The organism is Streptomyces sp. NPDC049954 (assembly GCF_040656295.1).
In the GTDB taxonomy this organism is placed as follows: domain Bacteria; phylum Actinomycetota; class Actinomycetes; order Streptomycetales; family Streptomycetaceae; genus Streptomyces.
Genome location: NZ_JBFALS010000005.1, coordinates 257329 through 277815 on the forward strand (window position 1 = coordinate 257329; position 20487 = coordinate 277815).

Annotated in this window: 23 protein-coding genes; 3 read left to right on the forward strand and 20 right to left on the reverse strand. The window is 73.3% G+C overall.

The window, feature by feature from the left end:
• Positions 1–294: 294 nt before the first annotated feature.
• From AB0J21_RS13060 to hisI, 12 genes are all read right to left on the reverse strand, one after another.
• Positions 295–1065 carry a VIT1/CCC1 transporter family protein gene (locus AB0J21_RS13060; RefSeq protein ID WP_363145959.1) on the reverse strand — a complete coding sequence of 257 codons (771 nt, stop codon included), beginning with the start codon at positions 1063–1065 and terminating at the stop codon, positions 295–297.
• Between the two features lie 1019 nt (positions 1066–2084).
• Positions 2085–3080 carry a prolipoprotein diacylglyceryl transferase gene (gene lgt / locus AB0J21_RS13065; RefSeq protein WP_363145960.1) on the reverse strand — a complete coding sequence of 332 codons (996 nt, stop codon included), beginning with the start codon at positions 3078–3080 and terminating at the stop codon, positions 2085–2087.
• Positions 3081–3357: 277 nt separating this feature from the next.
• Positions 3358–4137 (reverse strand): thioredoxin domain-containing protein, encoded by a 780-nt coding sequence (locus AB0J21_RS13070; RefSeq protein ID WP_363145961.1) that lies wholly within the window; start codon positions 4135–4137, stop codon positions 3358–3360.
• A 123-nt stretch (positions 4138–4260) separates the two neighbouring features.
• The gene (trpA, locus tag AB0J21_RS13075) at positions 4261–5145 is read right to left on the reverse strand and encodes a tryptophan synthase subunit alpha (protein WP_363145962.1); all 885 of its coding nucleotides are present in this window, start codon (positions 5143–5145) and stop codon (positions 4261–4263) included.
• Entirely contained in the window at positions 5142–6422 is a 1281-nt protein-coding gene (gene trpB / locus AB0J21_RS13080; RefSeq protein ID WP_363145963.1) for a tryptophan synthase subunit beta, read from the reverse strand. Before trpB ends, trpA begins: the two co-directional genes overlap by 4 nt.
• A 123-nt stretch (positions 6423–6545) precedes the next feature.
• The gene (locus AB0J21_RS13085) at positions 6546–6794 is read right to left on the reverse strand and encodes a tryptophan synthase subunit(beta) (RefSeq protein ID WP_363145964.1); all 249 of its coding nucleotides are present in this window, start codon (positions 6792–6794) and stop codon (positions 6546–6548) included.
• 10 nt (positions 6795–6804) lie between these two features.
• Complete coding sequence (gene trpC, locus AB0J21_RS13090; RefSeq protein ID WP_363145965.1) at positions 6805–7614, reverse strand: indole-3-glycerol phosphate synthase TrpC; 810 nt, start codon at positions 7612–7614, stop codon at positions 6805–6807.
• 232 nt (positions 7615–7846) lie between these two features.
• A complete protein-coding gene (locus tag AB0J21_RS13095) occupies positions 7847–8227 on the reverse strand; it encodes a DUF2752 domain-containing protein (protein ID WP_363146241.1) in 381 nt (126 codons plus the stop codon).
• A gap of 309 nt (positions 8228–8536) precedes the next feature.
• Positions 8537–8761 (reverse strand): HGxxPAAW family protein, encoded by a 225-nt coding sequence (locus AB0J21_RS13100; RefSeq protein WP_363145966.1) that lies wholly within the window; start codon positions 8759–8761, stop codon positions 8537–8539.
• Positions 8762–8865: 104 nt separating this feature from the next.
• Positions 8866–9513: a TIGR02234 family membrane protein gene (locus AB0J21_RS13105; protein ID WP_363145967.1), complete on the reverse strand. Its 648-nt coding sequence runs from the start codon at positions 9511–9513 to the stop codon at positions 8866–8868.
• A gap of 7 nt (positions 9514–9520) precedes the next feature.
• Positions 9521–11026 carry an anthranilate synthase component I gene (locus AB0J21_RS13110; RefSeq protein ID WP_363145968.1) on the reverse strand — a complete coding sequence of 502 codons (1506 nt, stop codon included), beginning with the start codon at positions 11024–11026 and terminating at the stop codon, positions 9521–9523.
• Between the two features lie 11 nt (positions 11027–11037).
• Positions 11038–11418, reverse strand: coding sequence for a phosphoribosyl-AMP cyclohydrolase (gene hisI, locus AB0J21_RS13115; protein ID WP_363145969.1), 381 nt, complete (start codon positions 11416–11418; stop codon positions 11038–11040).
• A 138-nt stretch (positions 11419–11556) separates the two neighbouring features.
• Between hisI and AB0J21_RS13120 the strand changes: the two genes are divergently transcribed.
• Positions 11557–12192 carry a TIGR03085 family metal-binding protein gene (locus tag AB0J21_RS13120; protein WP_363145970.1) on the forward strand — a complete coding sequence of 212 codons (636 nt, stop codon included), beginning with the start codon at positions 11557–11559 and terminating at the stop codon, positions 12190–12192.
• Positions 12193–12265: 73 nt separating this feature from the next.
• A complete protein-coding gene (locus AB0J21_RS13125; protein WP_363145971.1) occupies positions 12266–12667 on the forward strand; it encodes a VOC family protein in 402 nt (133 codons plus the stop codon).
• Positions 12668–12696: 29 nt separating this feature from the next.
• Here AB0J21_RS13125 and hisF read toward each other — a convergent pair whose 3' ends face one another.
• From hisF to hisD, 8 genes are read right to left on the reverse strand one after another with little or no spacing between them, the layout of a single operon-like run.
• Entirely contained in the window at positions 12697–13452 is a 756-nt protein-coding gene (gene hisF, locus AB0J21_RS13130; protein WP_363145972.1) for an imidazole glycerol phosphate synthase subunit HisF, read from the reverse strand.
• Positions 13449–13850: a RidA family protein gene (locus tag AB0J21_RS13135; protein WP_363145973.1), complete on the reverse strand. Its 402-nt coding sequence runs from the start codon at positions 13848–13850 to the stop codon at positions 13449–13451. The genes hisF and AB0J21_RS13135 overlap by 4 nt, the downstream gene beginning before the upstream one ends.
• Positions 13847–14578, reverse strand: coding sequence for a bifunctional 1-(5-phosphoribosyl)-5-((5-phosphoribosylamino)methylideneamino)imidazole-4-carboxamide isomerase/phosphoribosylanthranilate isomerase PriA (gene priA, locus AB0J21_RS13140; RefSeq protein ID WP_363145974.1), 732 nt, complete (start codon positions 14576–14578; stop codon positions 13847–13849). The genes AB0J21_RS13135 and priA overlap by 4 nt, the downstream gene beginning before the upstream one ends.
• Before the next feature lie 2 nt (positions 14579–14580).
• Entirely contained in the window at positions 14581–15231 is a 651-nt protein-coding gene (gene hisH, locus AB0J21_RS13145) for an imidazole glycerol phosphate synthase subunit HisH (protein WP_363146242.1), read from the reverse strand.
• On the reverse strand, positions 15228–15395 hold the full coding sequence (locus tag AB0J21_RS13150; RefSeq protein WP_363145975.1) for a hypothetical protein: 168 nt from the start codon (positions 15393–15395) through the stop codon (positions 15228–15230). Before AB0J21_RS13150 ends, hisH begins: the two co-directional genes overlap by 4 nt.
• Complete coding sequence (hisB, locus tag AB0J21_RS13155; RefSeq protein WP_363145976.1) at positions 15392–15985, reverse strand: imidazoleglycerol-phosphate dehydratase HisB; 594 nt, start codon at positions 15983–15985, stop codon at positions 15392–15394. Before hisB ends, AB0J21_RS13150 begins: the two co-directional genes overlap by 4 nt.
• Positions 15982–17124 (reverse strand): histidinol-phosphate transaminase, encoded by a 1143-nt coding sequence (locus AB0J21_RS13160; RefSeq protein ID WP_363145977.1) that lies wholly within the window; start codon positions 17122–17124, stop codon positions 15982–15984. The genes hisB and AB0J21_RS13160 overlap by 4 nt, the downstream gene beginning before the upstream one ends.
• On the reverse strand, positions 17121–18461 hold the full coding sequence (gene hisD / locus AB0J21_RS13165; RefSeq protein WP_363145978.1) for a histidinol dehydrogenase: 1341 nt from the start codon (positions 18459–18461) through the stop codon (positions 17121–17123). Before hisD ends, AB0J21_RS13160 begins: the two co-directional genes overlap by 4 nt.
• Positions 18462–18749: 288 nt before the next feature.
• Between hisD and AB0J21_RS13170 the strand changes: the two genes are divergently transcribed.
• Entirely contained in the window at positions 18750–20264 is a 1515-nt protein-coding gene (locus AB0J21_RS13170) for an oxidoreductase (RefSeq protein WP_363146243.1), read from the forward strand.
• Positions 20265–20487: the final 223 nt, after the last annotated feature.

The following is a 20487-nucleotide window of genomic DNA, read 5'->3' on the forward strand; positions in this document are numbered from 1 at the left end:
CGAAATTTCGAGCAGGTTACATGATGGAAGCAATCCCGGAAACCGGATACTTCGTTCCATCATGCGGACAATCAAGGGGGTGCGAACCGATCGGAGTGCTGGTCGAGCGGGTGACCGTGACGGGGGCGGGCCCGGTGGGGGCCGGGTGCCGGAAGCCGGTACGACCACGGGTGAGGGCCGTCGGCTCTGGGGCGCGCGGGCGACATTGCCTGCGGCGCGTACGGCTCATGCCCCTCGGCCGCACTCCTGAAACCGCCGAGTAACGATTAGTTATGCGAGCCCCTGTATAGGACCTCATCCTACGGCGGCGCCGAAGAGATTGCCCAGGAGGTAGGTCACACCGGCCGCGGCGCCGCCCAGCACGAGCTGCCGCAGTCCGCCGAACCACCACGTGCGCGCCGTCACCCGGGCGACGACGGCCCCGCACAGGAAGAGCCCGGCGAGCGCGAGCAGGACCGCGGGCCACAGCGTGGTCGCGCCCAGCAGGTACGGCAGCACGGGCAGCAGGGCGCCCACGGCGAAGGACCCGAACGAGGAGCCGGCCGCCAGGGACGGGGAGGGCAGGTCGCCGGGGTCGACGCCGAGTTCCTCGCGGGCATGGATCTCCAGGGCCTGCTCCGGGTCGGCGGACAACTGCCGGGCGACCTCGGCGGCGAGCTCCGGCTCGACCCCGCGCGAGACGTACAGCTCGGCGAGTTCCGCCAGCTCGTCCTCGGGGTGTCTGCGCAGCTCACGGCGTTCGACGTCGAGTTCGGCGAGGACCAGTTCCCGCTGCGAGGCGACGGAGGTGTACTCGCCGGCCGCCATGGAGAAGGCCCCCGCGGCGAGCCCGGCCAGACCGGTCAGGACGACGGTGTGCGGGGCCAGCGCACCGCCCGCGACCCCGGTGATCAGCGCGAGATTCGACACGAGCCCGTCCATCGCGCCGAACACGGCGGGGCGCAGCCAGCCGCCGGTGACGTCGCGGTGCGTGTGCTGGTCGGGGTGATGGTCCTGATGCCCGTCCTGGCCCTGGTGGTCCTGGTGCGCGACGGACGGCAGCGGCTTCTGGATGCCCTGGGGCACGGTTTCGAGCAGCGGCGCCGTCCCGCTCGGCGCGGCGCTCCTGGCCGGCCGTCGTCCCGTGCCTCCGTCCGGGGCCGTCGCCCTCGTCTCAGCGGACTCACCGGCCGCTCCCCCGGTCCTCCCGCTCCCCCCGGTCTCCTCGGGCTCTTCGCGCTTCACATGTGTCCCGGTGACGGCCATCGCGCCCGTGTTCCTCTTCTCCGCTCGCGCGGCGGCCCTCGGCCGGGTCGTCCGCTCCCCCTCGCGGGGCCCGGCAGGAGCCCTCGCGACGGGTTCGAAAGTACGCACGAAAAGACCGCCCCGCCAGCAAGGAAGGCCGTACTTACCAGCGCTTTCGCGGTGCGCGACAGGCGTCGTCCGGCCACGCGCCGGATGCGTACGGACCGACGGCGGGGTCCGTCGCGGACGTACTCCCGGGGCGCGGCGAGCACCGTTCACCGGGCGCGGCTTCCGTACCCGGCCGGGGCATGGGACCCGGCCCTCAGACGATCGCCGCTGACCGGGCCGAGGGCCGGGTCGCGGGTCGCGGTGATCGACGCGGTCGGCGGCGAAGGCTTCGGTACGCGGCTGCGGCAGGGGCCGGCCGACGCGGGAGCGGACACCGGTCCGCCGCGCCGGGTGCCCGGCGCCAACGGCACGCTCACCGGGCCGGCCTCAGGTGGACGAGCGCCTGATCTCCGGCGCGGACACCTGTTGCTCCAGCTGGAGATCCCGCTGGGCACCGCTCGGGAGGTCCGGGGACGCGGGCGCGTGCGTCACGGCGTACGCACCGTGCTGACGCTCGCACCCGGCCCGCGCAGCCCCTGCCGCAGGGGCTGCTCGCGGCAACCGGCCTCGTGCGTGGGGCCCACCGCGCACGAGGCCGCCGCACTCACCGGCACCGTGTCCCGCGGAAGGCGGCGCGCGTCCTGCTCGGCCGGGCTCCCGAGGTCCTTATGCCGCCCGGTCCTCCGGTGCGCTGTTACACGGCATGGCGCGGGAGCCGGAGGCGCTCGCCCGGGCCGAGCGGCCCGGGGAGCCTAGCTCTTCTTCAGCGAGGTGGACGCCGGATCAGGCGCGGTGTCCTTCCCCTTGACGTCCTCGGCGTCCTCGGCCTCGGCGTCCTCGGAACGCTTGCGGTCCTTGGCACTCGCGGTGCCCTCGGCGTCCCCCGGCTCCGCGCCGTCCCCGGCCGCGACCGGCGGTTCGGGGTCGCTGCCGTCCCCGCGGTCGTGGATGACCTCGCGGCCCGGGCGCAGCCGTGCGGAGAACACGAGGTAGACCACCGCGGCCAGGAACACCAGGATCGCGGTCCAGACGTTGAGCCGGACGCCCAGGATGTGGTGGGCCTCGTCGACCCGCAGGTACTCGATCCAGCCGCGGCCCGCGCAGTACGCGGCGACGTACAGCGCGAAGGCCCTGCCGTGTCCGAGCCGGAAGCGCCGGTCGGCCCACAGGACCAGGAGCCCGACGCCGATGCACCACAGGCACTCGTACAGGAAGGTGGGGTGGTACGTGCCGGGGACACGGCCGCCCGTGTCGCTGGTGATCTTGAGGGCCCAGGGCAGATCGGTCGGCTTTCCGTACAGCTCCTGGTTGAACCAGTTGCCCCAGCGGCCGATGGCCTGGGCGAAGGCGACCCCGGGGGCCACCGCGTCGGCCCACGAGGGGAGCGTGATGCCGCGGCGTCGGCAGCCGATCCAGGCGCCGAGCGCGCCGAAGGCGATCGCGCCCCAGATACCGAGGCCGCCCTCCCAGATCTTGAAGGCGTCGACCCAGTCACGGCCCTTGGTGAAGTACAGCTCGTAGTCGGTGATGACGTGGTAGAGCCTCCCCCCCACCAGGCCGAAGGGCACCGCCCATACGGCGATGTCCGCGACCGTGCCGGGCCGGCCACCGCGCGCGATCCAGCGCCGGTTTCCGAGCAGCACGGCGACGAACACGCCGATGATGATGCAGAACGCGTATCCGCGCAGAGGGAGGGGGCCGAGATACAGCACCCCGCGCGACGGGCTGGGAATGAAGGCAAGGTCCATGGCAGGTCCGACGCTACCGTGCCGGGCCCGGAACGCGGACTCCAGCCCAGGCAACGGCTCCGTAACGAGCGCCACGCCGGGCCCGGAGGCAGTACCGGACACGGGGGCGCGGACAGTCCCCGCGCACCCGGCCGACGGGACCGCCGGTCACACCGCCCGGGGACGTGCCCGCGAAGGACGCGCCCCCGGGGACCGCGCGGCGGGCGGGTCCTGGGCCAGTGGGCGCCGCCCCGCTGCGGGCACCCTCCGCGACCGCGCCCCCGCCCTCTCCCGGCGTTCAGTCGCGCGCCGCGTCCTCCACCAGCTTCCGGAGCTTCGCCGGGGTCAGCGGGTTCTTCTGGTCGGAGAACACGTCCTTGCCGTTGAACCGCACGGTCGGGGTGCCGCGGAAGTCGCCCTGCTGGAACTTCTCGTCGGACTTCGCGACCCACGCGTCGTGGGTGCCCTTCTCGACGCAGGACCGGAAGGCGGGCGTGTCGAGGCCCTCGACCTTCCCGGCCAGTTCGAGGAGCTTGTCCGGCTTGGCGAAGGTGTCCTCGGTCTCGGCGGGCTGGTTGCGGTACAGCTCGTCGTGGTACGCGGGGAACTTGCCGGCGTCCTGGGCGCAGACCGCCGCGTTGGCGGCGCGCGCCGAGCCGCTGCCGCCCATGTTCTTGTCGATGAGCGTCGCGAGGTGGTACTCGACCTTGAGCTGCCCCTTCTCGGCCAGCTCGTGGATCGTCGAACGGTAGGCGCCCTCGAACTGGGAGCAGGCGGGACAGCGGAAGTCCTCCCAGATGGTGAGGGTGGACTTCGCGGACTCCTTGCCGACGGGGATCGCGAGGCCGTCCTCCCCCGCCGCTCCCTTGGGCGTCACGACGGGTCCGGCGGCGTCCGCCTTGTCCCCGTTCAGGTTGGCGGCGACGGCACCGATGGCCCCGGCCACCCCGAGGACGGCGGCGACCGTGACCGCCACGACCACCGTCTTGCGGCGCTTCTCCCGGACCTGCTCCTGACGGCGGTCGGCCGCGATGCGCTCGCGGGCGGACAGCTTTCCCTGACGATTCTTCTCGCTCACACCCCCGCAAACGAACCGGGGAGGCACATGTGCCTCCCCGGTCCTCTTTTCACGCCTACGAGCGAACACCGGGGCGCCAGGTTGCCAGCGGGACGCCCCGTCTGTTCGAGGCCCCGGTGGGCTCTACCGCGCGGGTGCCCTGTCCGCCGCCCGGACCCCGCGAGCGAGGTCCGCGGCGAGTTCCCGTACGGAGGCGAGACCAGCCGCCTCGTCGGGTGCGTCGAGCAGCCGCTTGACGAAGGCGGAGCCGACGATGACCCCGTCGGCGAAGCCGGCCACCTCGGCGGCCTGTTCCGCGTTGGAGACCCCGAGCCCGACGCATACCGGCAGTTCGGTGCTCGCGCGGGTCCGCTCGACCAGCTGCTGCGCCTGGGCGCCTACCGAGGCGCGGGTGCCGGTGACGCCCATGAGGGAGGCGGCGTACACGAAGCCCGAGCCGGCCGCGGTGATCTCGGCGAGCCGGACGTCCTTGCTGCTGGGCGCGACGACGAACACGGTCGCGAGCCCGTGCTTGTCGGCGTGCTCGCGCCACAGCGCGGACTCCTGGACGGGGAGGTCGGGCAGGATGCAGCCCGCGCCGCCCGCCTCGGCCAGCTCCCGGGTGAACCGCTCGACGCCGTAGCGGTCGATGGGGTTCCAGTACGTCATGACGAGGACGGGCTTGCCCGTCGCCTCGTACGCCTCGCGGACGGTGCGCATGACGTGGGCGATCTTCAGCCCGCCGCGCAGCGCGATGTCGTCGGCGGTCTGGATGACAGGGCCGTCCATGACCGGGTCGCTGTGCGGCAGCCCGATCTCGACCACGTCGGCGCCGGACTCCAGGACGGCCTTGACGGCCTCGATACCGCCGTCGACGGTCGGGAAGCCGGCCGGGAGGTAGGCGATGAGCGCGGCGCGCCCCTCGGCCTTCGCGGCGGCGAGGGTCTCGCCGAGCAGGGCGAGGTTGCCGGAGTGCGGGCCGGTGCCCGCGCCGGTCGTACCGGCCTGGGTGCTGGTGGTGCTGGTCACTGGGGCTCCCCCTCGGTGTCGGCCTCGACGACGGCGTCGACGACGACGCTCTCCTCGTCGTACAGCCCGAAGTACTTCGCGGCGGTGTCCATGTCCTTGTCGCCGCGGCCGGACAGGTTGACGAGGACGAGGCCCTCGGGGCCCAGCTCCCGGCCCACGTCCAGCGCCCCGGCGAGGGCGTGCGCCGACTCGATGGCCGGGATGATGCCCTCGGTGCGCGACAGCAGGCGCAGCGCCCGCATGGCCGCGTCGTCGGTGACCGGGCGGTACTCGGCGCGCCCGGAGTCGCGCAGGTAGGCGTGCTCGGGGCCGATGCCGGGGTAGTCGAGACCGGCGGAGATCGAGTACGGCTCGGTGATCTGGCCCTCCTCGTCCTGCAGGACGTAGGAGCGGGAGCCGTGCAGGATGCCGGGCTCACCGGCGGTGAGGGTCGCGGCGTGTTCGCCGGAGTCGACGCCGTGTCCCGCCGCCTCGCAGCCGAGCAGGCGGACCGAGGTGTCCGGGATGAAGGCGTGGAAGAGGCCCATCGCGTTGGAGCCGCCGCCGACGCAGGCGACCGCGACGTCCGGGAGGCGGCCGGCGCGCTCCTGGATCTGGCGCCTGGCCTCCACACCGATGACGCGGTGGAAGTCGCGGACCATCGCGGGGAAGGGGTGGGGACCCGCGACGGTGCCGAACAGGTAGTGCGTGGAGTCGACGTTGGCGACCCAGTCGCGGAACGCCTCGTTGATGGCGTCCTTGAGGGTGCGGCTGCCGGACTTCACGGCGACGACCTCGGCGCCGAGGATGCGCATCCGGGCCACGTTGAGCGCCTGGCGCTCGGTGTCGATCTCGCCCATGTAGATCGTGCAGTCGAGGCCGAACAGGGCGCAGGCGGTCGCGGTGGCCACGCCGTGCTGGCCCGCGCCGGTCTCGGCGATGACCCGGGTCTTGCCCATGCGGCGGGTCAGGAGGGCCTGCCCCAGCACGTTGTTGATCTTGTGTGAGCCGGTGTGGTTGAGGTCCTCGCGCTTGAGGAACACCCGGGCCCCGCCCGCGTGTTCGGCGAACCGGGGCACCTCGGTGAGGGAGCTGGGGCGGCCGGTGTAGTGGACCAGCAGATCGTCCAGCTCGGTGGCGAAGGCGGGGTCGTTCTTCGCCTTGTCGTAGGCGACGGCGACCTCGTCCACGGCGGCGACCAGCGCCTCCGGGATGAACTTGCCGCCGTAGGCGCCGAAGTAGCCCTCGGCGCTGGGGACCCGTCCCTCGGGATCGGGGAGGAAGAACTCGCTCGGCATCTCGTGTGCTCCTGTGTGCCGGGCGCGCGTGAGCGGCCCGGGTGAAGGGCTGACGGTGAACACGAAGGGCCGCCGCACGGGGTCTGCCGGACGCCCGGAGGGGTCCGGGCACACGGGTGCGCGTCAGCGGCCGGGGCGGCGCCATCGCATGCCGTTGACCTGCCCGGGCTCGTCGCCGATGACGTACCGCACGCGGCGGCCGTGGACGCGGCGGGCCGGGGCGCGGCAGCCGCGTGGCTTGCAGCCGCGCGCGAGCCGGGCGTAGGGGTCGCGCGCGGGGACGGGCGCCTCCGGCTGCGGGCGCGCCGGGGCCGCGGCGGGGCGGGGGCCGCCCGGCCGGAGGCTCTCGGTGACGCTCGCGGGAGGGTTCATCGGGGAGCGGTCAGCTCCTGCCGTGCCGCAGCGCGGGGTGGGCACCTGCGGCGACGAGGTCGGAGACGGCGGCCTTCGGGTCGCGGCCGGTGACCAGGGACTCGCCGACCAGGACGGCGTCCGCCCCGGCGTTGGCGTAGGCGATGAGGTCGTGCGGGCCGCGCACGCCGGACTCGGCGACCTTGACGAGGCCCGCGGGGACCTCGGGGGCGACTCTCTCGAAGGTGCCGCGGTCGACCTTGAGGGTCTTGAGGTTGCGCGCGTTGATCCCGATGATCTTGGCGCCGGCCTCGGCGGCGCGCTCGACCTCCTCCTCGTCGTGGGCCTCGACGAGGGGGGTGAGGCCGATGGAGACGGCGCGCTCGATGAGTGATTCGAGAGCCGGCTGCTCCAGGGCGGCGACGATCAGCAGAGCGAGGTCGGCGCCGTAGGCACGGGCCTCCCACAGCTGGTACGAGGTGACGATGAAGTCCTTACGCAGGACCGGGATGTCGACCTTGGCGCGCACCGCTTCGAGGTCGGCGAGGGAGCCGCCGAAGCGGCGCTGCTCGGTCAGGACGGAGATGGCGGCGGCGCCGCCCGCCTCGTAGTCGGCGGCGAGGGCGGCCGGGTCGGCGATCGCGGCGAGGGCTCCCTTGGAGGGGCTGGAGCGCTTGACCTCGCAGATGACCTTGACTCCGTCACCGCTCAGGGCGGCGAGTCCGTCCCGGGCCTCGGGGGCTCGCGCGGCGCGCTGCTTCAGCTCGTCGAGGCTGACGCGCGCCTGCCGCTCCGCGAGGTCGGCACGCACTCCGTCGATGATCTCGTCGAGCACACTCACGCCGGCGGACTCCTTCCCGGAACCCCTCCCCGCGGCGGTCACGCCGGGGGAAGGACGATTTTCGGACAGGCCCCGGAGGTGTCCGCGAAGGTTCCCCGGGGGGAACCGGGACGGGAACCGGGCGCCACTGCGATGGTATCCGCCGCGGGGCGTAAGGGTCGCATCCGGTTGACGCCAGTCCCATGACCTGGACTTTTCATACCGGCTCCGTGGAGCGGACCGGTACGAAACGTCACGGATGCAGGAAGGCGCCGAGGGGCAGGTTCCGGACAACGCTGAACACGAGCAGCACGCAGCCCAGGGCCCACGTCGCGCGCGGCGTGAGCGTGGTGGGGGGCGCGGGCCGGCCGCGTACGGCGCGCAGCACCCACACGGTCCACAGGACGGCGGCGGCGCCGTAGCCGAGGACGGCGAGCGCGTTGTCACCGAGGGCCCCGGCCAGGTCGCCGTGGGCGACGGCGTGGGCGCTGCGCAGCCCGCCGCAACCGGGGCAGTACAGCCCGGTGAGGCGCAGGAGGGGGCAGGCCGGGTAGTGGCCGGGCTCGTTGGGGTCCACGGTGCCGACGTAGGCGAAGGCCGCCAGGACCGCGCCGAGGGCCGCGGCGGGCGCCAGGAGGCGCCGTACGGGCCCGGGGCGGGTGCTCGTGGGGGGAGCGTGGGAGGCCGGGAACGGCGGGGCCCCGGTGTGCGGGCCGGCCGGTGCGCGGTCGACGCCCGTCCGGGGCTCTGGCCCCGCACCGGGCCGCGCGGCGTCCGGGTCCGCGTCCGGGGCGGTGTCTGCGTCTGTTTCTGCGCTCACCCCGGCATTCTGCCCGGGCACGGCGCGGTGGGCGGGCTCGCGCGCGCGAACGGCCCCGGCGCGTGGCGCGTCGAGGCCGTTCGTGGAGCGGATCAGCCCCGGGAGGCGGGGTCCGCCGTGGACTCAGTGCTGGGCCGAGGACACCTGGTGGTGGCCCTTGGGGGCGCCGAGGCCGGCTGCGCTCATCGCCCCGCCGACGATGGCGGCGACCGCGAGGATGCCGATGCCGACCCAGAAACCGGCGGGCACGGCCATCACGGTGAAGACGCTGGCGACGATGAAGCCGACGAAGGCGATGATGACGCCGGTCCACGCCGCCGGAGTGTGTCCGTGGCTGCTCTTCGACATGACTAGCTCCTCAAAGCGGTAGGTCTCGGTCCCCATTCTCCCGTACGGGTGACAACACCGCGCAGCCGGGTGGTATTCACGCACGGGGGCGGGAATTTCGGGGATCAGTGGCCCCCGGTCGGGTCCTCACCGCGGTCGATGGCCTTCCACAGGTCCTCGGGCCGGTCGGGGTCGACGGCCTTGCGCGGGGCGTGCGCGCGGGGCGTGCCGTCCCGCTCGTAGCGCCCCGACATGGCGGGCCAGCGGCGGCTGAACAGCAGCGCGAGCACCCCGGCGAGCAGGATGAACAGTCCGCCGACGGCGCCGACGTAGGGCCACGCGGTGTGGCTGAAGTGGTGCACGGCACCCGCCGTGTCACCGGTGGCGGTGGCCGCCTTCTCGTCGAGGGCGCCGGTGTCCCCGGCCCCGGTGAGGGCGGCGGCCAGGATGCCGGCCCCGCTCAGGGTGAGCAGGAGGGCGACCAGGACCCGGCCCGCGCGGCGGACCGCGAAGACCGCGAAGAGCGCGGCGAGGCCGACGATCGCGAGGGCGGCGGGCACCCCCGTGACGTCGCTGCCCTTCGCGCTCAGCGGCAGGGAGCCGCCGACGACGGAGGCGGTGCCGTGCGCCCAGGTCTGCCGGGAGCAGAGCAGGGCCACACCGGAGCCGACCGCGCCGAGGAGGAGGGCCGCGGAGAGGCTGCGGCGCCCGGCGCCCCCGCCGCGGGCGGAGGCTGCGAGGGCGTCGGTACGGGAGTGGGGGACAGCAGTCACCCTTCCACTATCCCTCACGCCCTCCCGGGGCGTTCAGGCGGTTGGCGGTGTGGACGGCGCGCAGGACGGCGGCGGCCTTGTTGCGGCACTCGGTGTCCTCGGCGACCGGGTCGGAGTCGGCGACGACCCCGGCTCCGGCCTGGACGTAGGCGGTGCCCTCGCGCAGCAGGGCGGTGCGGATGGCGATGGCGGTGTCGGAGTCGCCCGCGAAGTCGAGGTAGCCGACGCAGCCGCCGTACAGGCCGCGCCGGGCCGGTTCGAGTTCGTCGATGATCTGCAGGGCGCGGGGTTTGGGCGCCCCGGACAGGGTGCCGGCCGGGAAGCAGGAGGTCAGCACGTCGAAGGCGGTGCGGCCCTCGGCGACACGGCCGGTGACGGTGGACACGATGTGCATGACGTGCGAGTAGCGCTCGACGGACATGAAGTCGACGACCTCGACGCTGCCGGGCTCGCAGACCCGGCCGAGGTCGTTGCGCCCGAGGTCGACGAGCATGAGGTGCTCGGCGCGCTCCTTCGGGTCGGCGAGCAGTTCCTCGGCGAGCGCCTGGTCCTCGCGGGGGCTCGCGCCGCGCGGGCGGGTCCCGGCGATGGGGTGGACCATGGCCCGCCCGTCCTCGACCTTGACGAGCGCCTCGGGGCTGGAGCCGACGACGTCGAAGCCCTCGAAGCGGAAGAGGTACATGTACGGCGAGGGGTTGGTCGCGCGCAGGACGCGGTAGACGTCGAGCGCGCTCGCGGTGCACTCGGTCTCGAAGCGCTGCGAGGGCACGACCTGGAACGCCTCCCCGGCCCGGATGCGTTCCTTGATGTCCTCGACGGCCACCTGGAAGTCGGGGCCGCCCCAGCGCGCGGTGTACGCGGGCAGTTCGGAGGCGGGCAGTGCGGTGGGTGCCGTGGGCACCGCCCGGGCGAGGTCGGCCTCCATGGCGTCGAGCCGGGCCACGGCGTCCGCGTACGCCTCGTCGACCCCGGTGTCGAGGTCGTTGTGGTTGATGGCGTTGGCGATGAGGCGGACGGTGCCGCTCCAGTGGTCGAGCACCGCGAGGTCCGAGGTGAGCAGCATCGTCAGCTCGGGCAGGTGGAGGTCGTCGTGGTCGCCGGGGCCGACCTTCTCCAGCCGGCGCACGACGTCGTAGCCGAGGTAGCCGACCATGCCGCCGGTGAAGGGCGGCAGGCCCGAGGCGAGGTCGCGGGGGGTGTGCAGGGTTTCGACGGTGGCGCGCAGCGCGGCGAGCGGGTCGCCGTCGACCGGGACACCGACCGGCGGGGTGCCGAGCCAGTGCGCGCGGCCCTCGCGTTCGGTGAGGGTCGCGGCGCTGCGGACGCCGACGAAGGAGTACCGGGACCAGGACTGGCCGGCGTTCTCCGCGGACTCCAGCAGGAAGGTGCCGGGGCGTTCTGCGGCGAGTTTCCGGTACAGCGCGACCGGGGTGTCCCCGTCGGCGAGGAGGGTGCGGCTGACGGGGATGACGCGCCGGTCGGCGGCCAGTTCGCGGAAGGATTCGAGGTCCATGGCGGCAGACCCTACTGGGCGGCGGCGGGCTCGGCGGACGGCAGCAGCACGTCCGCGTCGAAGCAGGTGCGGTCCCCGGTGTGGCACGCGGCGCCCACCTGGTCGACCCGGACGAGCAGGGTGTCCCCGTCGCAGTCGAGGGCGACGGACTTGACGTGCTGGACGTGGCCGGAGGTGTCGCCCTTGACCCAGTACTCGCCGCGGCTGCGCGACCAGTAGGTGCAGCGCCCGGTGGTGAGGGTGCGGTGCAGCGCCTCGTCGTCCATCCAGCCGAGCATGAGCACCTCGCCCGTGTCGTACTGCTGGGCGACGGCCGGCACGAGGCCGTCCGGGGTGCGCTTGAGCCGGGCGGCGAGGGCCGCGTCGAGTGGGCTGTCCGCCGTGCTGTTCATGCCCCCCATTGTGGCGCAGCGGCTGACGGGGCCCGTCCCCCTGTGGACAACCGCCGTACCGGCCCGCCCCGGAAACGGGGCACAGGGCCCGTGCCGCGCACGCCCCGTTCCGTGCCCGGCAGGGCTACGCTGACCTCTATGTCCACTCATGCGAAGCGTGAACGGCTGCTCCTCGCCGATCTGTTGGAGGCCGCGGGCCCGGCCGCGCCGACCCTGTGCGAGGGCTGGCAGACCCGGGACCTCGCCGCCCACGTGGTGCTGCGCGAACGCCGCCCCGACGCGGCGGGCGGCATGTTCATCAAGCCGCTGGCCGCGCGCCTGGAGCGCGTGCAGGCCGAGTTCGCCGCCAAACCCTACGAGGAGCTGATCCAGCTCGTCAGGACCGGTCCGCCGAGGTTCTCGCCGTACGCGCTCAAGCAGGTCGACGAACTCGCGAACGCGGTGGAGTTCTACGTGCACGCCGAGGACGTGCGCCGCGCCCAGCCCGACTGGACGCCCCGGCAGCTGGACCCGGTGTTCTCGGACACGCTGTGGGCCCGGCTGGAGAAGACCGCGAGGATGCTGGGGCGCAAGGCGCCGGTCGGGGTGGTGCTGCGCCGCCCGGACGGGCAGACGGCGGTCGCCCACCGGGGTGCTCCGGTGGTCACGGTCACCGGGGAACCGGGTGAGCTGACCATGTTCGGTTTCGGCCGCCAGGGGCACGCGCAGGTGGAGCTGGACGGCGAGAAGGCCGCGGTCGACGCGCTGAGCGAGACCAGGCAGCTCGGTTTCTGAGGGCCCGGGGCACGGAAGGGCTTCCCCGGGAGGAACCCGTCCGGTGTGTTCCGTCGCACGAGGAGGCAGTGCCGTGATCAGGCTCGCGATGACCGGTGTCCATGTCGAGGACGTCGAGAGGGCGCACGCCTTCTACACGGAGGTCCTGGGGTTCGAGACCCGGACCCGGCTCGACATGGGCAGCACGCTGTTCGTGACGGTGGGCGCCCCCGGCGGGGCGCAGCGGGACGTGGCGCTGCTCCTGGAGCCCTCGGACGACGACGTGGCGCGCGTCTACCGGGAGGGGCTGTTCGCGAAGGGGCTGCCGGCGATCGTGTTCTCGGTGGACGATCTGCGTGCCGAGCACGAGCGGCTGACCGGCCTCGGGGTGCGCTTCGTGCAGGAGCCGGTCGCCCAGGGGCCGGCGCTGATGGCGGTCCTCGACGACACGGTGGGCAACCTGGTGCAGCTCATGGAGCCGCTGCCGGGCACCTGATCCCCGGGGGACCAGGGCCCGGCCCCGCCTCAGCGCACCGCGAGCCCGGCGCCCCGCATCGTGTCCTTGACCTGCCCGATCCTGAGGTCGCCGAAGTGGAAGACGGACGCGGCCAGGACCGCGTCGGCGCCCGCGGTGACGGCCGGGGCGAAGTCGTCCAGCCGGCCCGCCCCGCCGCTCGCGACGACCGGGACGTTCACCCGCCGCCGTACGGCGGCGATCATGTCGAGGTCGTAGCCGTCCTTGGTGCCGTCGGCGTCCATGGAGTTGAGCAGGATCTCCCCCGCGCCCAGTGCGGCGGCGCGTTCGGCCCATTCGACGGCGTCGATGCCGGTGCCCCTGCGGCCGCCGTGCGTGGTGACCTCGAAGGTGCCGGCCGGGGTGCGGCGCGCGTCGACGGACAGGACGAGGACCTGGCGGCCGAAGCGTTCGGCGATCTCCCGGATCAGCTCGGGCCGGGCGATCGCGGCGGTGTTGACGCCGACCTTGTCGGCCCCGGCGCGCAGCAGCTTGTCGACGTCCTCGGCGGTGCGGACGCCGCCCCCGACGGTCAGCGGGATGAACACCTGCTCGGCGGTGCGCCGGACGACGTCGTAGGTCGTCTCGCGGTCACCGGAGGAGGCGGTGATGTCGAGGAAGGTCAGTTCGTCGGCGCCCTCGGCGTCGTAGACCTTGGCCATCTCGACGGGGTCGCCCGCGTCGCGCAGGTTCTGGAAGTTGACGCCCTTGACGACCCGGCCCGCGTCCACGTCGAGGCAGGGGATGACCCGTACGGCGAGGCTCATGCCGCTCCTTCCGGCCGGTACGCCTCGACCTCGACCTCGACGACGAGACCGGGGTCGATGAAACCGGAGACGATGATCATGGAGGCGGCGGGGCGGACGGCGTCGAAGCGCTCCTTGTGGGCGCGGCCCACCTCGTCCGTGTCGCCGCTGTGGGTGACGTACATCCGGGTGCGGACGACGTCCTGCGCGCCGAGGCCGAGTTCGGCGAGCGCGTCGAGGGCGACGCCGAAGGCGGCCTGCGCCTGTTCGTAGGGGCCGCCCTCGACGACCGCGCCGTCCACGACGCCGGTGCAGCCGGAGACGAGGACCAGCCCGCCCGGCAGGGCGACGGCGCGCGAGTAGCCGATCGCGTCCTCCCAGGGGCCGCCCGAGGAGAGGCGTCGGATCTCTCCGGTCATCCGGCGGCCACCGTCCGCAGCGCCTCTTCCAGGGTGAACGCCTCGGCGTACAGGGCCTTGCCGACGATGGCGCCCTCGACGCCCTGGGGGACGAGTGCGGCGATCGCGCGCAGGTCCGCGAGGGAGGAGACGCCGCCGGAGGCGACGACGGGGCGGTCGGTGGCGGCGCACACGTTGGTCAGCAGCTCCAGGTTGGGGCCCTGGAGGGTGCCGTCCTTGGCGATGTCGGTGACGACGTAGCGGGCGCAGCCCTCGGAGTCGAGGCGGGTGAGGGTCTCGTAGAGGTCGCCGCCGTCGCGGGTCCAGCCCCGGCCGCGCAGGGTCGTGCCGCGCACGTCGAGGCCGACCGCGATCTGGTCGCCGTGCTCGGCGATGACCTTGGCGACCCACTCGGGGGTCTCCAGCGCTGCGGTGCCGAGGTTGACGCGGGTGCAGCCGGTGGCGAGGGCGGCGGCGAGGGTGTCGTCGTCGCGGATGCCGCCGGAGAGTTCGACCTTGATGTCCATCGCGCGGGCCACCTCGGCGATCAGCGCGCGGTTGTCGCCGGTGCCGAACGCGGCGTCGAGGTCGACCAGATGCAGCCACTCGGCGCCCGAGCGCTGCCAGGCGAGAGCCGCCTCCAGCGGGGAGCCGTACGACGTCTCCGTACCGGACTCGCCGTGCACGAGGCGCACGGCCTGACCGTCGCGGACGTCGACGGCGGGGAGGAGTTCGAGCTGCGCTGCCATGATCAGAGGGTCTCGATCCAGTTGGTGAGGAGCTGGGCTCCGGCGTCGCCGGACTTCTCGGGGTGGAACTGCGTGGCCCACAGGGCGCCGTTCTCGACGGCGGCGACGAAGGGTTCGCCGTGCCGGGTCCAGGCGACGCGCGGGGCGCGGATGTTGGGGTTGCCGGTCTCCAGGGTCCAGTCCTGGACGGCGTAGGAGTGCACGAAGTAGTAGCGCTCCTCGGGGCCGAGGCCGGAGAACATCTGCCCGCCCTCGGGGGCCTCGACGGTGTTCCAGCCCATGTGCGGGACCACGTCCGCCTTGAGCGGGCCGACGGTTCCGGGCCATTCGTCGAGGCCCTCGGTCTCGACGCCGTGCTCGATGCCGCGGCTGAACAGGATCTGCATGCCGACGCAGATGCCGAGGACGGGGCGTCCGCCGGACAGGCGGCGGCCCACGATCCAGTCGCCGCGCGCCTCCTTGAGGCCCTTCATGCACGCGGCGAAGGCGCCGACACCGGGGACGAGGAGCCCGTCGGCGTTCATCGCGGTGTCGTAGTCGCGGGTGATCTCGACCTCGGCGCCGGCCCGGGCGACGGCGCGTTCGGCGGAACGCACGTTGCCGAAGCCGTAGTCGAAGACCACGACCTTCTTGGGGGAGGTGTTCATGGTCAGCCGAACAGCCATTCCATACGGAGGATTCCGGCGATCAGGCACATGGCCGCGCCGATGGACAGCAGGACGATGAGGCTCTTGGGCATGTCCTGCTTGACGAAGGACACGATCCCGCCGACCAGGAAGAGGCCGACGAGGATCAGGACGGTGGAGAGGCCGTTCACAGCGCGCCCTTCGTGGAGGGGAGGATTCCGGCGGCGCGCGGGTCGTGCTCGCTGGCGTAGCGCAGGGCGCGGGCGAGGGCCTTGAACTGGCACTCGACGACGTGGTGCGCGTTGCGTCCGTAGGGGACGTGGACGTGCAGGGCGACCTGTGCCTGGGCGACGAAGGACTCCAGGATGTGCCGGGTCATCGTCGTGTCGTAGGTGCCGATCATCGGCGCCAGGTTCTCGGGCTCGGTGTGCACGAGGTAGGGGCGGCCGGAGAGGTCGACGGTGACCTGGGCGAGGGACTCGTCCAGCGGCACCGTGCAGTTGCCGAAGCGGTAGATGCCCACCTTGTCGCCGAGCGCCTGCCGGAAGGCGGCGCCGAGGGCGAGGGCGGTGTCCTCGATGGTGTGGTGGGTGTCGATGTGCAGGTCGCCCTCGGTCCTGACCGTGAGGTCGAACAGCCCGTGCCGGCCGAGCTGGTCGAGCATGTGGTCGTAGAACCCGACCCCGGTGGCGACATCGACCGTGCCGGTGCCGTCGAGGTCGATCTCGACGAGCACGGAGGTCTCTTTGGTCTTGCGTTCCACACGGCCGGTGCGGCTCATGCGTGTTGCTCCTTCATCAGTGCGCGTACCGCGTCGAGGAACGCGTCGTTCTCGGCGGGGGTGCCGGCGGAGACCCGCAGCCACTCCGGAACGCCGTTGTCCCGGACGAGGACGCCCCGGTCGAGGATGCGCTGCCAGGCGGCGTGCGCGCCGCCCGGGCCGTCGAAGCGGCCGAACTGGACGAAGTTGGCGTCCGAGTCGGTGACCTCGCAGCCCGCGGCGCGCAGCTCGGTGACGAGGCGGTCGCGTTCGGCCTTGAGCTGTTCGACGTACCCGAGCAGCGTATCGGTGTGCTCCAGCGCGGCGAGGGCGGTGGCCTGGGTGACGGCCGACAGGTGGTAGGGCAGGCGTACGAGCTGGACGGCGTCGACCACGGCGGGGTCGGCGGCGAGGTAGCCCAGGCGCAGTCCGGCCGCGCCGAACGCCTTCGACATGGTGCGGGAGATCACCAGGTTGGGGCGGCCCTCGATCAGCGGCAGCAGCGAGGGGCGGTGGCTGAACTCGACGTACGCCTCGTCCACGACGACGAGCGTGGGCTTGACCGACTGCGCCTCCTCGTAGAGGGCGAGGACGGTGTCGCGGTCGACGGCGGTGCCGGTCGGGTTGTTGGGCGAGGTGATGAACACGACGTCGGGGCGGCGGGCGGTCATCGCGCGCGTCGCGGCGCCCACGTCGATCGTGAAGTCCTCGCGGCGCGGCCCGGAGATCCACTCGGTGCCGGTGCCGCGCGCGATGAGCCCGTGCATCGAGTACGAGGGCTCGAAGCCGATCGCGCGGCGGCCCGGTCCGCCGAAGGCCTGGAGGAGTTGCTGGATGACCTCGTTGGAGCCGTTGGCGGCCCAGACCTGCTCGGTGCGCACGGGGTGCCCGCCGGTGCGCGTGAGGTACGCGGCGAGCTGCGTGCGCAGTTCGACGGCGTCACGGTCGGGGTAGCGGTTGAGGCCGCGCGCGGCCTCGCGGACCCGTTCGGTGATGCGGTCCACGAGGGCCTCGGGCAGCGGGTACGGGTTCTCGTTGGTGTTGAGCCGTACGGCCACGTCGAGCTGCGGGGCGCCGTAGGGGCTCTTTCCGCGCAGTTCGTCCCGCAGGGGCAGGTCGTCGAGGGAGATTCCGGAGGTGCCCGGTTCGTTCGTGCTCACGCCTGGGGGACCTTCCACTCGAACCGGGCCTTGACGGCGGCGCCGTGCGCGGGCAGGTCCTCGGCCTCGGCGAGGGTGACCACGTGGTGGGCGACCTCGGCGAGGGCGTCCCGGGTGTAGTCCACGATGTGGATGCCGCGCAGGAAGGACTGCACGGACAGGCCCGAGGAGTGGCAGGCGCAGCCGCCGGTGGGCAGGACGTGGTTGGAGCCGGCGCAGTAGTCGCCGAGGGAGACGGGGGCCCAGGGGCCCACGAAGACCGCGCCAGCGTTGCGGACCCGCGCGGCGAGGGCGGCGGCCCCGGCGGTCTGGATCTCCAGGTGCTCGGCCCCGTAGGCGTTGACCACGGTGAGTCCGTCGTCCAGGTCGGAGACGAGGACGATCGCCGACTGGCGCCCGGCCAGGGCGGGGGCGACGCGGTCCTCGCGGTGCTTGGTCGCGGCGACCTGGACCCGCAGTTCGGCCTCGGTGGCCTCGGCCAGCTCCGGGGAGTCGGTGACGAGGACGGAGGCGGCCATCGGGTCGTGCTCGGCCTGGCTGACGAGGTCGGCGGCGACGTGCACCGGGTCGGCGTCCGCGTCGGCGAGGATCGCGATCTCGGTGGGCCCCGCCTCGGCGTCGATGCCGATACGGCCCTTGAGGTGGCGTTTGGCGGCGGCGACGTAGATGTTGCCGGGGCCGGTGACGAGGTTGACCGGCCGGCAGCCCTCGGGTCCGTCCTCGGGCAGGGTGCCGTAGGCGAACATGGCGATCGCCTGGGCGCCGCCCGCGGCGTAGACCTCGTCGACGCCGAGCAGGGCGCAGGCGGCGAGGATCGTGGGGTGCGGGAGCCCGTCGAACTCGGCCTGCGGGGGCGAGGCCACGGCGATGCCCTCGACGCCGGCCTCCTGGGCCGGGACGACGTTCATCACGACGGAGGACGGGTAGACCGAGCGGCCGCCCGGCACGTAGAGCCCGACGCGTTCGACCGGGACCCACTTCTCGGTGACGGTGCCGCCGGGCACGACCTGGGTGGTGACGTCGGTGCGGCGCTGCGCGCGGTGGACGAGGCGGGCCCGGCGGACCGACTCCTCCAGGGCGGCGCGGACCTCGGGGTCGAGCGCGGTCAGGGCGCGCTCCAGTTCAGCCTTGGGCACCCGCAGGCGGGCGGGGCGGCCGTCGCCGAACCTCTCTCCCCACTCGATGACCGCCGCCGCGCCACGATGGCGTACGTCCTCGCAGACGGGCCGCACCTTCTCCAGGGCGGCTTCCACGTCGAACTCGGCTCGGGGCAGCAGGTCGCGCAGGGCGGCACCCTCGGGGAGGGCGTCGCCGCGCAGGTCGATTCGAGAGATCACGCCCCCAATTCTCTCAGACGGCCGACGGGCGCCGACGCCGCGTATCACGCACTGGGACGCCCCGGCGCCCGCTCCGTCACTCGGCGCGACGGCTTCGGCCACGGATACGCAGAGGTACGAGGGGCCGCCCCTGTGTTCCCTTTCCACTCACCCGCACCATGGGCTTTCGTTCCGTCACGCAGCGGGCATGAACATGTGTACACGGCACACGGGGGACCCCGGGGAGGAGGGACGGCTGTGCGCGAGGACGGTGAACCGCCGGAGTGGCTGACGGCGGCGGAGGTCGGGATGTGGCAGGCGTTCCGCAACGGCAGCGTGTACGACCTGCGGACCGGTGACCCGGCGGAGGACGATCCGCACGGCGCCCATCCGTGGGGCCCGGAGCGCCAGGTGCGGGCGCGGGTGGTGTGCGTGCTGCTGCTGAGCTGTCCACCGGCGCTGCACGGCCGGGTGTCCTCGCTCAAGCTCGCGGGGGTGCAGATCATGGACCCGCTCGATCTCGCGGGCGGTGCGGTGGTGCCGTACGTCGAGCTGGTGGGCTGCCGCTTCGAGCAGGAGGTCCTGCTGCCGGAGACGAGGTTCACGACGCTGCGTCTGGTGGACTGCGCGCTGCCCCGGCTGGAGGCGGCGCGGCTGCACACCGAGGGCGATCTGCACCTGCCGCGCTGCCGGGTGCAGAACGGCATCCGGCTGACCGACGCGCACATCGGCACCGATCTGCTGCTCAACGAGGCGGTGGTCTACCGCGACCGGCGCAACCGCTCGATCATGGCGGACGGGCTGAGCGTGGGCCAGGACCTCCAGGCGGAGCTGCTGGAGTCGCACGGCGAACTGAGCCTGCGCGGCGCCCAGGTCGGCGTCTCGCTGAGCCTGCGCGGCGCGCGGCTGGCCAATCCGTACGGCAGGCGGGCGCTCAACGCCCCGCAGATGACGGTCGAACGCACGCTGTACCTGACCCCGGCGGCGGTGGGCGACCCGCCGGGTTCCAGCGGGACGACCCCGGCGCGCGGCACCCGGGTGCGCCGCTTCGAGTGCCAGGGCGGACTGCGGCTGGACGACGGGCGGTTCGGGGACGCGGTCGACCTGGAGCAGGCCCGGTTCACGCTGGAGAACGACCAGGAGCTGTCGCTGCGCCGTATCCAGGTGCCCGAACTGCGGTTCCTGGGGCGCAAGGTGGAGCGGGGCCGGGTCGTGCTGTCGGGGGCGCGGGTGATCACCCTCATCGACCGGGCGGCGAGCTGGCCGACGCGCGGGCATCTGGCGATGGGCGGCTTCGTCTACGAGAACCTGGTGGCGGTGGACACCTTCCCGCTGGCGCGGCGTCTTGAGTGGGTGGCGTCCTCGGGGCCGGACTACAGCCCGGAGGCGTACGAGCGGCTGGCCTCGGTGCTGCGGGCCGGCGGGGAGGACGTCGAGGCGCGGGAGGTGCTGCTCGCCAAGCAGCGGGCACGGCGCAGGACCCTGCCCCCGGCCGGGAAGCTGTGGGGGTACGCGCAGGACTGGACGGTGGCCTACGGGTTCCGGCCGGGCCGGGCGGCGATATGGATGGCGGTGCTGTGGGCGACGAGTTCGTACCTGTTCGCGCAGGCGCAGCCGGCCCCGATAAAGGCCGACGAGCATCCCGACTGGAATCCGGCGCTGTTCGCCCTGGACCTGCTGGTCCCGGTGATCAATTTCGGCCAGGACGGCTACTGGCGGCTCCAGGGGGCCTGGCAGTGGGCGGGCGCGGTGCTCATCACACTGGGCTGGGCGCTCGCGACGACGGTCGCGGCGGGCGCGACGCGGGCCCTGCGCCGGGGATAGGGCCCGTACGCCCACACCCACACACACACGCGCGCGGGCCGCGATGCGGAATGCGCGGTACCTGCGGGGACAGGGTGCGGGAATGCGCACGAAATGGACCCCAGCCTTCACCGCACAGTGACGCGGCCTGCACAAGGCGCGATCTTTTGCCCTACCTTGACTCGCCGGAGCACAACCGAACCCACGATGCGAAAGCGACACCCGCCACCCTCTGGACGCGCTC